The sequence below is a fragment of the Roseibacillus persicicus genome (assembly GCF_014651675.1).
In the GTDB taxonomy this organism is placed as follows: domain Bacteria; phylum Verrucomicrobiota; class Verrucomicrobiia; order Verrucomicrobiales; family Akkermansiaceae; genus Roseibacillus; species Roseibacillus persicicus.
On sequence record NZ_BMXI01000020.1, the window covers coordinates 69,466 to 83,411 of the forward strand.

The window sequence follows — 13,946 nt, forward strand, 5'->3', positions numbered from 1 at the left end:
GCACATTCGTTGATTCCAAAAAGAAATCAACCAATATGCTCTTCGTAATCGTCAGCAGTCAATAGACCTTCCACGATTTCCATGTCCGAAACACGGATTTTGAACAACCAGCCTTCTCCGTAGGGGTCCTCATTGACCAAGCCCGGCTCTTCTTCCAAAGCCACGTTGACCTCGATGATCGTGCCACTGACCGGAGCGTAAATGTCGCTGGCAGCCTTCACTGATTCGACCACCGCCATTTGTTCTTTTTCTTCAACCTCACGCTCCAATTCGGGGAGCTCGACGAAGACGACATCGGACAATTCTTCCTGCGCGTGATCAGTCACGCCCACGATCGCGATGTCTCCGTCCATACGCACCCACTCGTGCTCTTCGGTGTATTTCAGTTCTGATGGAATTGCCATGGCAGATTTCTATGATGGAGTTCTTACGCAACGAAAGGTTTTTTCACAACTTTTGCGGGCATCTTTTTCCCCCGCGATTCAATAAAGACGTCGGTGCCAACTTTGGCTTTGGCGACCGGAAGGTATGCCATCCCAATTCCGAGTCCCAGAATCGGCGAGAGAACACCACTTGTCAGCACTCCGAGGGCTTCTCCATCAGCATCGAGAACTCGATATCCGGGTCGTGGCGGAGCGCCTTTTTCATTGCACTGGATCGCTATCAGGCGCTCGGTGGGCTTTTCCTCTTTCTGCTTCTGCAAAACGTCCCTCCCGATAAACTCGCCCTTATCCAGCTTCACAAAAAAGCCCAGTCCCGCTTCCAGGGGAGTGCGCTCGGGCGTCAAATCCGAGCCGTTGAGGGGGTAGCATTTTTCCAAGCGAAGAGAGTCACGTGACCCCAGTCCGCACGGTTTGGCTCCAGCTTCGGCAAACTCTTCCCACCAACGTTCCGCCGCCCCAGACGAGCAAAAGAACTCGAAACCATCCTCGCCGGTGTATCCCGTGCGGCAGATCCAGAGATTCTTTCCCTCTACGGAAAGCACATCGATCCCGTTGCGCGACGGGAGAGTCCTTCCTCCGAAAACCCTCGAGAACACATCCACCGAGTTCGGCCCCTGCACCGCGATCCCTGCCAATCCTTCACTCTCGTCCCGCAAGGAGACCCCCTCCACCGCATGCTTGCCGAACCATGCCAAATCAGCACTCAAACAGGCCGCATTGACCACGAGAAAATAGGAACCCTCCTCGATGCGATAGATGATTAGATCGTCGATCACTCCGCCCGCTTCATTCAACAGAAAAGTGTATTGTCCCTGGCCGTCTTCCAGTGCGGAAACATCATTTGTTAGAAGCCGGTTGAGCCACTCCTCAGCCCCCTCGCCTTCCACGAACAATTGGCCCATGTGGGAGATATCGAACTGCCCGACACTCTCGCGGACCGCACGGTGCTCCTCCAAAATGGATTGATACATCACCGGCATTTCCCACCCGGCAAAAGGAACCATTCGTCCTCCCGCTTCGCGATGAAGAGAATCAAGAGGGCTGCGTTTCAAGTCGCTCATGGCGGGAAACTGCCTCCCTTCCCTAGCGCTGTCAATGTCACTTGAGACCGAGCGCGTCTCGGAAAAGAAAACGGTGGCCAGACCACTCTTCCGAGTATTCACTCCACCCACCTATGGGATTCATCAATTCTCTGGAACCGCGGATGCGTTGGTTGGCCTTTCCCGGCTTCTTCCGTGGCATCGCCATTATTCACTTCACCTTACTCATCGGGCTCACGATTCGCCCTGAGGTCGCGACCAATTTGATCTTTGATTGGGAAAAGATTCAGGCGGGAGAAGTTTGGCGGCTCGTCTCCTTTCTCTTTCTCATTTTCCCCAGTTATGTACCCCTGTTGGGCACAGTGGGAGCAATCGTTTTTGCCATCTTTGGGTTAAGAATTGCATTTTTGGTGAACGATTCGCTGGAAAACGCTTGGGGTGTCTTTCGGACTTCACTCTTTTTCTTCGCCATCATCATCGGCCAATTGTTCGCCAATTGCGTTCTTGGAGCCACCGGTCTCCCCTATCAAATCGCTGGCGGAGCCTATCTGGAACTCGCGGCCTTCTTTGCCTTTGCGACCCTATTTCCGAAGCACACCTTCCTGCTCATGCTGATCATTCCGGTCCATGTCTGGATTCTCGCGGCGATCTCAGGGTTTCTTCTTTTGGCCAACAGCCTCTCGAATCCGTTTCTCGGCTTTTTTGTCCTCTTCGCCTTCGGGCCCTATCTCTGGTGGGCTTTTCCCCTCGTCATTCGCAACGGTCGCAATCAACGGAAGATTTCCAAGCGCCGGGTTGAGTTCCAGTCCAAGACCAAGGGAGGCCAGGCGACCAGCTTCCACAAATGCAAAGTCTGCGGAGCGACCGAGAATACTCACCCTGACCTCGAGTTTCGCGTCGCCGACAACGACGAGGAAATCTGCACCGATTGCCTGGATAAATAGCAGCCCGACCCTGAGCGATTCTGTTGGCGAAAGGCCTAGTCCAGCACAACCAACCCCGTGGCAATCATTCCACAGCGCAGGCGCAGCGACATGGCTGCCACCGCGGGCTGACGCTTGACGATTCCGCGAAAGGCTTCTTTGCCATTCAGCTCGATAACGACCTCCTGATCGAGGTCCAGCAGCTCGTCGCTTAGCCAGAATTTCAAGCCGCTCACATCCTCGCCAGTCACGCGGATCGTTTGCCCGTCGACCTCGCCAATCAACTTGCGGCCCTTGACTGCTCCCTGGAATTTCACCCCCAGCCAGTAGAAGCGTTCGTGGGTGACATCGTCTTGCAGCCAGACCACTTTCTTCGGCCATTCCGCGCGGCGCTTCTCCGCCATTCGTGGCAAGACCTCGGCATCCTTACGCTCCATCCAGTGACCAAGTCCGGGGTAGATGGTGACGCGGTGCGGATAGCCGTTCGGATCAGCCTTCTGCTTCTCCGCCAGAAGCTCCTTCCAATTGGCGGCGATTTGATTCCGCTTGTAGGCGCCATCCTCGCCTCCCATGAAGATTTCGAAAGGTAAGTTTCTCAACCCGTCGGGCTTGGTCTCATTCGGATGGCCCGCCATCATTGCCGCAGCCGCAAAGCGATCCGCCATTCGGGGAGCCAACTGATAGACCCCATCTCCACCAGCGGAGTAACCCATCAGATAGACTCGATTGGGATCCACCCCACGACAAATCACGTAGTTGGCAATCAAGCGGTCAAAGAGCGCGTCGATGTGGTCCTGATGCCATAGGTTCCACGTATCACTCGGGGCCCGCGGCGCCACATAGTAACCCTCTTTCGGTTGATAAAGTTTGATTTGGTTCTGCCACTGACCGTCGTTGACCCTCGCTGCAGCCCCACCCCCACCATGCATCGAGATCCAGAGAGCATGCCCTTCCGCCGGCGCATTCCCGAACTTCCTCTCGAGAAATTTCATTTCTTTCCCCGCGGCCTGAATCACCTTCTTCGCCAGCTCCTCCTCGCGCTCCTCGCGCCCCTCTTCTTTCCAAGCCGCAATGACATCGGTGAGATCTATCTTCGCGGCGGCGGCCTCGGGATGTTTCAAAATAATGTCGAGAGCCTGCTCCGGCACTTTCTCTAACAGAATCTCTGCGCGCTCCTGCCCGCTCAAAACGCGGAGCTTCCAAGGTGCCTTCCCTTTGAGGGATAGGACCGCCACATCATTCAGGTCAGCGCGACCTGCTTTGGAGAAAGTCGAAGAAATCACGTTCCCTGCCTCATCAAGCTGCGCGACCTCCGCTTCGACCCGCGGTCCATCTTTCTCTTGAAAGACGCGCACTCCCAGCTCCAGAGCTTTGTCTGCGGGGGCCTTCTTGGCATATCGTTCGGTCACATTGACCGCAAAGACAGTTTTGTCCTTCGGGTTCCACACCATGGGGAAGTGAGCGTCCGCGGTCTTCCATGAACTGGCCCAGATGGCGTGCTGCCATTCATCGGCTCTTGCTTGGGAGGCCCGGTTGATGAACCAACCGCGATTGAGCCCCTTGGCATCATACTCATCCGCGCCGAGAAACTTCCATTCGCCATCCCAAATCTCGACCCAAGTGTGGTTACCGCTCTTGTCAGACCAGAGGGCGGTTCCCGCCACCCTCGCGGGAATTCCGACCGAACGACAACCATAAGCCAGAATAATGCTGAGTCCCGTACAAGTCGCTTTGCCACTCGCCATCGATTCCGACGGACTCTGATTGGGCTTCTTTCGCCCCGTGTTGTAGTGAACGTTGACCTTGTTGAAGAGGTCCCGATTGAGGACCTGCGCCGCTTCACTCGCCGTCTTGCAGTCTTTGACCAAACTACTACAAATCTCGTAGAAACGCGGGCGCCAGTCCTCGCGAGTCTCATCCAGAACCGCATACGGCACGACATCATTGAAGAACAGCTCCTGCGAAAGCTCTCGGGCCCATGGGAAGTCCCCACGCGCTCTCATTGCGTGGGACAGGTTGGAATACAGCAAGTCGGCGGAGAGCTTTTCCTGGTCATCAACAGGCATGTAGCTGATCAGGAAGTCCGCAGCCTTGGCCCCCTCCTCTCCGAGCTCTGAGCGGGCCATTCCTCTCAACTTCTCGAGCTCCGTCTCCGCCTGAACTGCAAGGGGAAAGAGCAGGAGCAAAATTCCCAGCTTGGTAAACATGTTTCGCATGGCCTCACTTACGCAAAATGGCCTCGAGGTGACGAGTCAAATTCAGGGAGGATTTGTCAAGAGCGCTCCCCCTTTCTCCTCACTGCTCACTCGGGAGATTACGCATTTTCTTCAAATCAGGAGCCAATTTGCGGTTCCGGCAGCAGTATTCTTGGCGAGAACGATCCGAATTCCATCTTCACTCATCAAATGAACTCACCATTCAATATTTCACGACGCAATCTCCTTCGCCAGGCAGCCCTCATCTCGGCAGGCGGAATCCTCGCCCCCACGGCCAGCGCGATTCCACAAGCTTTCTCCCGTAGTGGTGACAGCAAGTTGAGGCTCGCTCTGGCGGCTTACTCCTTCGGAAAATATTTCGCGTATACCAAAGATCGCAAGAACGCGCCTGTCCCTGCGGACCAGCAGATGGACATGCAGAAGTTCATACGGTTCTGCGCCGCCAGTGGGGTGGATGGCGCGGAGCTCACGAGCTACTACTTCAACCCTCAGGACCAGGACCAAGACTTTCTCGCCTGCCGCCATCTGGCCCACATCTCGGGAGTTTCCGTCTCGGGAACAGCCATCGGCAACAACTTCTCCCATCCCAAAGGCTCGGAAGAGAGGGAAAAACAGATGGCCTACACCCGGCAGTGGATCGATCGCGCGGCGTTGATGGGAGCACCCCACATTCGGGTCTTTGCCGGAATCCCACCCAAGGGCGTCAGTGAAGAACAGCTCGAAACCAACGCCATCGAGTCCTTGGAGGAGGCAGCCGATTACGCGGGCTCCAAAGGCATTTTCCTCGGGATCGAAAACCATGATTCCATTAGCACCCCGGATCGACTGCTTCGGATCACGAAGGCCGTAAAGTCTCCTTGGGTGGGCATCAATCTCGATACCGCCAACTTCCGGGTCGAGGATCCCTACGCCGCCATGGTCGAGACCGCGCCATTTGCCCTCAACGTCCAGCTGAAGGAAAAGTTCACCGTGGGTAAAAAGCGCCTGACCACCGACATCCCCCGCGTGATGGGGATTCTCCGCGACGCCGGCTACCAAGGCTTCGTCGTGCTGGAATACGAAGAGAAGGGTAATCCCTACGAGGAGGTTCCTCGTCTGTTGGATCTCATGCGGCAGGAATTGTCAGTCGCATCCTAACCGCTCCCCAACTACTGGGGATTCCCCCATCCCTCAAAGCGAGAAGACATGAAGCTGTCGCTGTTCATCCTCATGTTCATTTGCCCTCTGGTGTCGGGGCGGGAACTGTATCTTTCGCCGTCCGGGCTCGACGAAAACCCGGGCACTAAATACGAGCCCTTTCGAACTCTGCAAGCAGTGGTCGAGGCCGTTCGCTCGTCTGAGATAGGCAAGGAACCAATTACGGTTTGGGTAGAGGGTGGTCACTACCCTGCCCGCCAAACCATCTCGCTCGACCGCGACTTTACCGGGACTCGGGAGAACCCGATCCGGTTTCGGGCCATGGAAGGCGAAGCCCCGGTCTTCGATGCCGGCCTCTCCCTGAACCTGTCACAGGCTGAAATCGTGCGCAGCGAGGACGAGCTGGCCAAACTGCACCCGATAGCCCGCGGGCAAGTCCGCTCCCTCCCCATCTCCGACCCCGAGGTGCGAGGCGCTCTCGGCAAGTATGGTGTGCGCTGCAGCCTGGATGGACGAATGTTGACCATTGCCTCCTACCCCAATGTCGGTTTCGGACACATCGCGCGAGTAGCGGACAAAGGGGCCATCTACGCGCAAGGTCGCACCCTGGGACCTCCCCCCCGTTGGTCTCTGGACAAACCGATAGGAGGCAAATTCACTTTACTCGATAAGGACCTCTCCGCTTGGCAACGCGAACTTGAATTTAATAAAGTTGCGAAAGTCACAGGCTACCTGAGCCACGACTGGTATCGCGAAACCCATCCCATCGCTGCCATTTCCGACGGACATATCCAACTGGCGGACTCGAGTCGCTACGGTGTTCTCGGAAACACCAAGGTTCCCCGACGGGTGCGGGTGACCAACCTCTTGTGTGAACTGGATCGACCCGGTGAATTCTTCTTCGATAGCGAGGCCTCCCTACTCTACTTCATCCCTCCACAGAAGCTCTCGCCAGACTCCCGCTTGAGCCTATGGCTGGGATCACCCATTCTAACAGTTGCAGACGCGAGCTGGCTTTCGTTCGAGGGGCTCACCCTTGAGGGAACGGGACAAGGCGAAGCAATGGTGAGCATCGCGAACTGCCAGCACGTAGTCCTTGCAGGTTCGACCATTCGGAATTCTTCCCGTCCCGGAGTGATCATCGAGGGTGGCAATTCCTGCGGCTTGTTGTCCTGCGATCTCTACGACCTTCCCCACCACCTCACCCTCTCCGGAGGCAGCTTGGAGACCCTCGAACCATCGGAACATTTTGCCAAGAACAACCACTTCACCCAAATCGAAGCTGCTGACTACTATGGCAAAATCAGCATCCGGGGAGTCGGTCAAATCTTCCGCAACAACCTCGTCCACAACTTCCCCGGGCAGGTGATGGTCTTTGGCGACTGCGACCACCTGATCGAGCGAAACGAGCTCTTCAACATTGGCTTCGAGGAAGGCGATGGCGGCGCCATTTACAGCGGGGCGTCCCGTTGGAGTTGGGGAAACATCATTCGCCACAACTTCATTCATCATCTCATGTGCCTGCCGGAAGCCCACCCTCGCGGCGGCATCTATCCCGATGATGGGGACCAGGGCGAAACCATTGAGGAAAACGTTTTTTACAAAGCCGCCCATCGCGCCGTGCTCATCAATGGTGGAGCGGGACACCGGGTGCGCGGGAACCTGTTCCTCAAAGGCTACATCGGAATCTATAACACCGAGAACTATGCGGAACGGACTTACAAAAATATTGCCCGCTATGATTCCGGTGAACTCAAACGCGGCGACAAGGGAGATGTCATCTGGCGCACGGAGCAGGTGGTGGGAAAGGAAGGATGGAATCGCGAACCTTGGATAAGCCGCTTCCCGCTCTTCGCAAAGATCATGAATCAAAAGCGAATGCGATTCTATCCCATCGAGTGTGAGTTCGTGGACAATCGCTTTTCCGAGAATCGAAAGAACTTCGAATACCTCACAAGAGGGGGTGAAAAGAAAATTTCCGAAGTCCCCTTCATCCGCAGCGGGGGCAATGAAGACGTGCCCATGTCCGTCTTCATGAACGAGAGCAACCTCGACTTTCGTTATCGCGGCGGGGCTGGACAAATCACCATGCCCTTCATTCCTTTTCAAGAAATCGGACTCTTCACCGACGGATTTCGAAAAGCGGTGCCACGCAAGGACCTCTATCGACGGGCCATCTACACTGAATTCAAAAACCGCCCCTCCTTCGATCCCAAGGCCCGCTATGATCCAAAGACCGTGAACAAGTCGATCTACTTCAATACCGGAATCCTCGTCCGCGACATGGGCGGCTTCCTTCGGTAACTGTTAGATTTTCCCTAACAGCTAATCTACCGTGCTACTCACCACCCCACCCTTCATCATCGTCTCCAGGCGCATGCCCGACTTGATGAGACTGGCATCCTTCAGCACTTTGCCGTCGGAATCCATGGTGATGGAGAAACCCCGCTCAAAGGCAGAGGCCGGCCCCAACGCCTCGACCAAGGATTGCAGGCGAGCCAAAGCGGCTTCCTTCTTTCGCAGATTGGCTTCCATCGCGCTTTCCTGTCGGGCACCCAGGTTTTTAAGGCGCTCCCCACGCCGTGCCAACACGACGGACGGCCGATTGGCCCGACACCGAACGGAGAGTTCTCGAATCAAGTTTTCCCGATTGAGAATGACCTGGTGCATCCCACGCTCGAGCCGCTCGGTGGCGTCGTCGAGGCGAGTCATGGGCTCTCGCAAAACTGCATCGGCCGAAGTGGCGACACCCGTGCGCTTCAGATAACGCAGGGCCTCCTCACGCTGCCGAATCCCCTCCTCCAATCGCCGTTGCAAGCGGCCGCCCAAGGTCTGAACACGGGCCTCCAGCTCCGAGCGTTCCGGCACCACCAGCTCGGCAGCGGCGCTGGGAGTAGGAGCCCGCAGATCGGCCACAAAATCCGCAATGGTAAAATCAATCTCGTGCCCGACCGCGCTCACGATCGGAATGGGACAAGCCGCAATGGCGCGCGCAACCACCTCTTCGTTGAAGTTCCAGAGGTCCTCCAGAGAACCGCCACCTCGCCCCACGATAACGACATCGCACTCGGGCAATCCGTTCTCCTTCCAATTGCCGATTCGCTCAATCGCTTTCGCGATGCCCCGCTCTGCCCCTTTGCCCTGCACCAATACATCCGACAGATAAACCGTCACCCACGGAGCCCGGCGGGAAAGGACGTTGATCATATCCTGCAGCGCGGCACTGCTTCCGCTCGTTACAATTCCAATACGGGTGGGAAACTTCGGCAGCGTCTTTTTGAGACTGGCATCAAAGAGCCCCTCCCCATCGAGCTTCCGCTTGAGCGCTTCGAACTGTGCTTGTAGAGCCCCGGCCCCCACCGCTTCGGCTTCTTTCACCACCAGTTGGGCCGTTCCCCGCGCCTCATAGACCGTCACCTCGCCGAAAACGCGGACCTTGGCCCCGTCCTCCAGCACCTCACTGCCCGGCCGTCGACGGGCACCGAACATGGCGCACACGATTTGACCGCCCTCGTCCTTTAGCGAAAAATACCAATGCCCACTCCCTTGCTTGCGCAAATTGGAAACCTCCCCCTCGACCCAGACTTCACCAATCTCAATCTCTAACAGATTGCGCATCCGCCGCAACAAACGCGAAACCGGAAGGGCCTCACGCTTCTCTTCGCGGTCGCTGGGAAAGTCAGTGAATAGGTTCACGCTGAAACGTTGCCACGATCCAGCCCCCTCACAAAACCCAAATTACGCCTGTTCGCGCGATTCCAACTCAATCCTTCCCAGCCGGAACGGCATCAACCCGAATCAAGGCCAAGAGTCCATGGGGCTTCCGGTCGGTATCAGGACGCCATGGCTGGGTGACTTCCTCCAAAGACGCAAAATCCTCCCGAGCCAAGCCCCCGATGGCGAGATACTGCCCCGGAGTGAGACTGACGGTGGAGGCGATCTTTCGCTGATCGAAAACGGGCATCTCGATGCGATTCTCGCTGACCACCACTTTCACCGGATTACCAAACAACCCGGAGCCCTCGGTCAAAATGGGTGAGCCATAGTTGATGAAGCCCAAGAACGCGGAACGCTTGATATCGAATTCAACTTCCAATTCCTGGGCCCCTTTTACTCGGCCAACAAAGCTGGCGGTGAAGCCAAGCTCCCTGCTTTCAAATTCGCTCGGAGCCGATGGAGTGACGGGAAAAGAAGTCCCCGTTCCCAACTTCCCAGTGCTTACAACAGGAGGATCATACTCGGTGGGGAAAATCATTTCACGAACGACCGAAACAGTGCCGCTTTTCCCATCTCGAGTGGTTACGGTGGGCTGAGAAAGAACCTCGAAGCCTCGTCTTCTTCGAAGACGTTCCACCAGCTTGTCGCCCTCAGCTTGCGAATAGACTCCGGCGAGATGGGCCTCCTTCTGGTCCTCTAACAAACTGAAATCCGGCGGGGTTTGAATCAAATAGCATTGAAAGCGAAAAGCCGTATCGCGACCAGCCAGGGTCGGCAGTTGTTCCTGAGTGCGTGCCGCCACTTTCGACTCCGAAGGACCGCAGGCATTGAGAATAAGTCCGGTAGAAACTATAACAAGCGACCGCGAAAGAATTTTTTCCAAATGCATACTAACTGCACTATCAGAAGCCCTTCGAACCGTCTATGAAATCCTCGTGCCGAACTCGAAGCAGAGGACTCTGGGTCACCTCACGCATCGGCCCATTTTCACCGCCCCCCTTCAACTCTGGCGTCCCCCAGCCAACCCCTGACGGAGCGCGGGTCTTCAGCCCGCCCCACCGGTCCGTCATTCAAGCACTAGGCCGAACTAAAGACTCGCGCCCCATTTGATTACTCCGCTAAAACTGTATTGTGAATCCCAAGGGCCATCACCAACGAGGCTACCTCCCCCACCGCGACTACGGATCCGCTCTTCAGGCCATTACCTTCCGAGAAGCCGATTGCCTGCCCACTTCCATCATTGAAAATGGAAAACCGAACTCAAAGACCATCTCGAATCTCCCGACAAAGAAACCCAGGTAAAATCCCAAAAAGAACTCACCCGCCGAATTGCCCGCTACGAAGACGCAGGGCACGGACAGTGCTATCTTCGTCACCCCGAGTGCGCACAAATTCTCCAAGACTCTTTTCTAGAAGGACACGAAACGAGATACAGACTCATCGCCTGGTGCATCATGCCCAACCATGCTCACGTTCTAATCAAACAAGGCGAAGAATGCAAATTAGGTGACATCGTACGACGATGGAAAGGGAGTAGTTCACGCAAAATCAATCTGGCCCTCAAGAGAGAAGGCAGCCTGTGGGGTAAGGACTACTTTGACCGCGTGATCCGCGACGACGAGCACTTCTGGAATGCTGTGTCCTACATTCACCGCAACCCCGTTCGCGCAGGTCTGGTCACAGAGGCTGCTGATTGGCCGTATTCCTCCCTAGGCTATGGTTGGCCTCTCCCTCAAAGCTAAATCCACCCCCCGAGACGGAGCGCGGATCTTTAGTCCGCCCCACTGCCTCGATGACGAACCGTCGGGGCGGGCTAAAGACCCGCGCTCCGTATTACCATTCCGAGTGACCGACCAAACTTCACCAAAAGAGAACATCGAGCTCACCTCCAGTCTCCCCTGCCAAAACATTAAGCCAAGTGCTGCGTCGAAGCCGCATCTCTCCGCAAAAATCACTCCGCCTCCTACAGCCCTCAAAATTCCATCTAGGGAAAATGTTCAGACGCGTGGGCTGACCCTTTTCTCTGCCACTTTTCTGCCACGGGCTCAGCGATGAAGACTTGGGGGCGCGCTGCCTTTCTTCGATTCGTTCCATCGCTGACACCAATTCATCGAGTCGGCAACAGAAGCAGCCCCCCTCGATTTCGGCGATGGCATCACTGCTTTGTTTGACCATTTGGGTGTCAATTAAGCCCTCTCCTTGGTCATTTGTGATAACCCCGCGGCGAAGACCTCGGGATTGGAGATAGCGAACTAATCTAGCTACCGAAGAGGTTTCCCCAGGTCCGAGAAAGCCGCAAATGATTAGAAATTGTGCTTCTACGGCACCTGAATCGTCGCTATTCTCAGGTGTCATAAAAAAACACTTGCATGATTTTTTCAGTCAAGACTTACCGCGTTGACGGTGTGAATTCGATATCTTTTCCCCCGCCAAAATATAGTTACCAACTCGCCAAATAAAAAAACCTCATGAAAAGAAGAAGCTTTGTAAAACAATCAATGGCCGCGACGGTCGCCGCCGCTAGTGCTACATTTTTCTCCGGTTTGGTTGAAGCGGATGCTCAAAATACTGGGGGAACCTCGACCAGCACCGGTTGGTGTGTGCATGGAAAGACTACCCCTTCTTGCAATGCTCAGGGAGTCTGCAAAGGTAGAAATGGTAGGTCTGATTGCACTTGCAAGAAGGCAGATGGAACGACAACGGGGTCAGGGCCTTGGTATTGTGGAGAGGCTCCTCCCGAAGATTGATTTCTTCTCCATACTCGCAGGAGATCATGCTCCTTTAATTGAATGAAATTGCTGTTTTGCTTTCTTTTTATATTCCTACTTAGCTGTAAGGAGAAGAAGACTTTACCAGCACCAGAAGAAAATTCTTCTTCTGGTGTGGTTGAAGAAGCGCGAAATCGGCGGCATTGGGGCACTCAGGCTAATTTCAAGTCGTTGAGTGATATGCCTCTTTCTGACCGAAAGCGATTGAGCGATTGGACCGATGAGATTGAAGACTTCGGGATTCTTTGGACTAAATTCTCGAATAGTGGGCTCTCAGGTGCGGATACTGAGGCACTGAAGCGGGTCCTTATTCTAAGACTTGCCGAGACCAGAGGGCTGCAATCTGCTTGTGATTTCGTTCGCAATCAAATGGGCCCGGGAGCAGCAAGATGTTTTTATCTAGTAGCAGCTTTCGAGGCTGCTGATGCCAATCTGCAGGAAATGTTTACGCTAGTCGAGAAACTAGAGTTTCAAGATGAAAGAGACGCGGCTATTGAGGCATTGCGAATAAGGGCTCATGACTGGGAAGAGTTCGCTTTGGGCGATTTTGATATATCTAGGAAGCTGAACCCAGTCGAAGTAGAAATTTACAAAATGGTAATAGGCCGAGAATTTCTGGCTGAACTTGGCGAAGGCCGAGCTTCCCGTGGCGATGTGGGCGATTTCCAAGAATTGCTTAGAGGATTCAATGGTCTTCTTGAGGAAGGGATAGTATCGAAGGATGACTATAGTAGTGTGATTTTCTCTGTTGCAAATCAGTATCCGTTTGAGGTGTTCGCGAGTCTTTCTGACGGAAAGGTTTTGGAGTCTGAAGTGACAAACGTGGGAAATCTTGTTTTTCCGATGATTGCGCAAGACGCTCCAAGAGCAGTTGAACTTTTGACAAGAAGCTCAGCAATTTCGAGTGAAATTCTGACCGATGCCTATTCAGAGTTTATAAGAATAGATTCCAAGGGGGCTTTTGAATGGTTTGAAAAGAGTGAAGCAGAGCTTTCCGAAACAATGAAAAATGCTATCGAATTGTCTTTCGTTGAGTCAGCCTTGAAAAGTTCAGAGATTGATGGAGCTAAAGAATGGGCGAGTCGCCTTACCGATCCTGAGTCGATTGCTAGAGCTGAAGGCAGAATTAACGTCAAGCAAGGAGAGCTGCTGAAATCTCAAACTTGGGACAATCCCTCGGAGACTCTGTCGGGTATAACCGGTGGCGCTGCATCGACAGAACCCTTTTGGGTAGAAGTGGCGATGGAGCAGTGGCTGAAGAAGGATGCGGCGCAGGCTTATGAATGGTATCAGGAAAATCAGAAGACCCTGACGCCGGAGCAGGATGAGCGAGTGGCGTTGGCTTATGCGCGGGAAGGGGTTCGGCAAGGGGACCTAGATGCCGCCGGAGAGTGGGCGCAACGGATTGTTGATCCAGAGTTACGCAAAGTGGTGGAAGGCGAGATTGCGGGAGCGGGAGAGTAGGTTGGAGCGGATTTTGGTCAGAGCTTTTCTTCTGCTCCGCTTGTGATTTGTTGACACAAATCTGGTGAGCGACCTGAAGAAAAAAGGGGTCAGAAAAAAAGGGGAAAAAAAGGGGTCAGTCCAGAATGGCACTGCATTAAGCCGGTTTTCGGTAGCTTGAGCGATGTGGGATTTCTTGGAATACGTGTCGGTGACTCGTTAAAAGTGAAAAAGGTTTCGGACGTCCTTTGACCGCTCG

Annotated in this window: 12 protein-coding genes; 6 read left to right on the plus strand and 6 right to left on the minus strand. The window is 54.7% G+C overall.

What is annotated here, in order from left to right:
* Positions 1 to 26 precede the first annotated feature (26 nt).
* Both gcvH and gcvT read right to left on the minus strand, forming a co-directional pair.
* Entirely contained in the window at positions 27 to 404 is a 378-nt protein-coding gene (gene gcvH / locus IE099_RS18920; protein ID WP_189573757.1) for a glycine cleavage system protein GcvH, read from the minus strand.
* Between the two features lie 23 nt (positions 405 to 427).
* Positions 428 to 1,504 (minus strand): glycine cleavage system aminomethyltransferase GcvT, encoded by a 1,077-nt coding sequence (gcvT, locus tag IE099_RS18925; protein ID WP_189573760.1) that lies wholly within the window; start codon positions 1,502 to 1,504, stop codon positions 428 to 430.
* A gap of 113 nt (positions 1,505 to 1,617) precedes the next feature.
* Between gcvT and IE099_RS18930 the strand changes: the two genes are divergently transcribed.
* Positions 1,618 to 2,427: a hypothetical protein gene (locus IE099_RS18930; RefSeq protein WP_189573763.1), complete on the plus strand. Its 810-nt coding sequence runs from the start codon at positions 1,618 to 1,620 to the stop codon at positions 2,425 to 2,427.
* A gap of 35 nt (positions 2,428 to 2,462) precedes the next feature.
* On the opposite strand, the gene IE099_RS18935 is transcribed toward IE099_RS18930, so the two are convergent.
* On the minus strand, positions 2,463 to 4,622 hold the full coding sequence (locus tag IE099_RS18935) for a transglutaminase domain-containing protein (protein ID WP_189573766.1): 2,160 nt from the start codon (positions 4,620 to 4,622) through the stop codon (positions 2,463 to 2,465).
* A gap of 189 nt (positions 4,623 to 4,811) precedes the next feature.
* On the opposite strand from IE099_RS18935, the gene IE099_RS18940 reads away from it, so the two are divergent.
* A complete protein-coding gene (locus IE099_RS18940; RefSeq protein ID WP_189573769.1) occupies positions 4,812 to 5,759 on the plus strand; it encodes a sugar phosphate isomerase/epimerase family protein in 948 nt (315 codons plus the stop codon).
* Positions 5,760 to 5,807: 48 nt separating this feature from the next.
* Positions 5,808 to 8,063, plus strand: coding sequence for a right-handed parallel beta-helix repeat-containing protein (locus IE099_RS18945; RefSeq protein ID WP_189573772.1), 2,256 nt, complete (start codon positions 5,808 to 5,810; stop codon positions 8,061 to 8,063).
* Between the two features lie 21 nt (positions 8,064 to 8,084).
* Here IE099_RS18945 and xseA read toward each other — a convergent pair whose 3' ends face one another.
* The gene (gene xseA / locus IE099_RS18950; RefSeq protein WP_189573775.1) at positions 8,085 to 9,455 is read right to left on the minus strand and encodes an exodeoxyribonuclease VII large subunit; all 1,371 of its coding nucleotides are present in this window, start codon (positions 9,453 to 9,455) and stop codon (positions 8,085 to 8,087) included.
* A gap of 67 nt (positions 9,456 to 9,522) precedes the next feature.
* Positions 9,523 to 10,278, minus strand: coding sequence for a hypothetical protein (locus IE099_RS18955; RefSeq protein ID WP_189573778.1), 756 nt, complete (start codon positions 10,276 to 10,278; stop codon positions 9,523 to 9,525).
* A 526-nt stretch (positions 10,279 to 10,804) separates the two neighbouring features.
* On the opposite strand from IE099_RS18955, the gene IE099_RS18960 reads away from it, so the two are divergent.
* Positions 10,805 to 11,218, plus strand: coding sequence for an REP-associated tyrosine transposase (locus IE099_RS18960; RefSeq protein WP_377047473.1), 414 nt, complete (start codon positions 10,805 to 10,807; stop codon positions 11,216 to 11,218).
* A 118-nt stretch (positions 11,219 to 11,336) separates the two neighbouring features.
* Here the strand turns inward: IE099_RS18960 and IE099_RS21165 are convergent, their stop codons facing one another.
* Positions 11,337 to 11,831, minus strand: a complete 495-nt coding sequence (locus tag IE099_RS21165) for a GTP-binding protein (RefSeq protein WP_189573784.1) — start codon at positions 11,829 to 11,831, stop codon at positions 11,337 to 11,339.
* A gap of 249 nt (positions 11,832 to 12,080) precedes the next feature.
* Here IE099_RS21165 and IE099_RS18970 point away from each other — a divergent pair, with 249 nt between their 5' ends.
* A complete protein-coding gene (locus IE099_RS18970) occupies positions 12,081 to 12,269 on the plus strand; it encodes a hypothetical protein (RefSeq protein ID WP_189573787.1) in 189 nt (62 codons plus the stop codon).
* The gene (locus IE099_RS18975) at positions 12,266 to 13,708 is read left to right on the plus strand and encodes a hypothetical protein (RefSeq protein ID WP_189573790.1); all 1,443 of its coding nucleotides are present in this window, start codon (positions 12,266 to 12,268) and stop codon (positions 13,706 to 13,708) included. Before IE099_RS18970 ends, IE099_RS18975 begins: the two co-directional genes overlap by 4 nt.
* Positions 13,709 to 13,946: the final 238 nt, after the last annotated feature.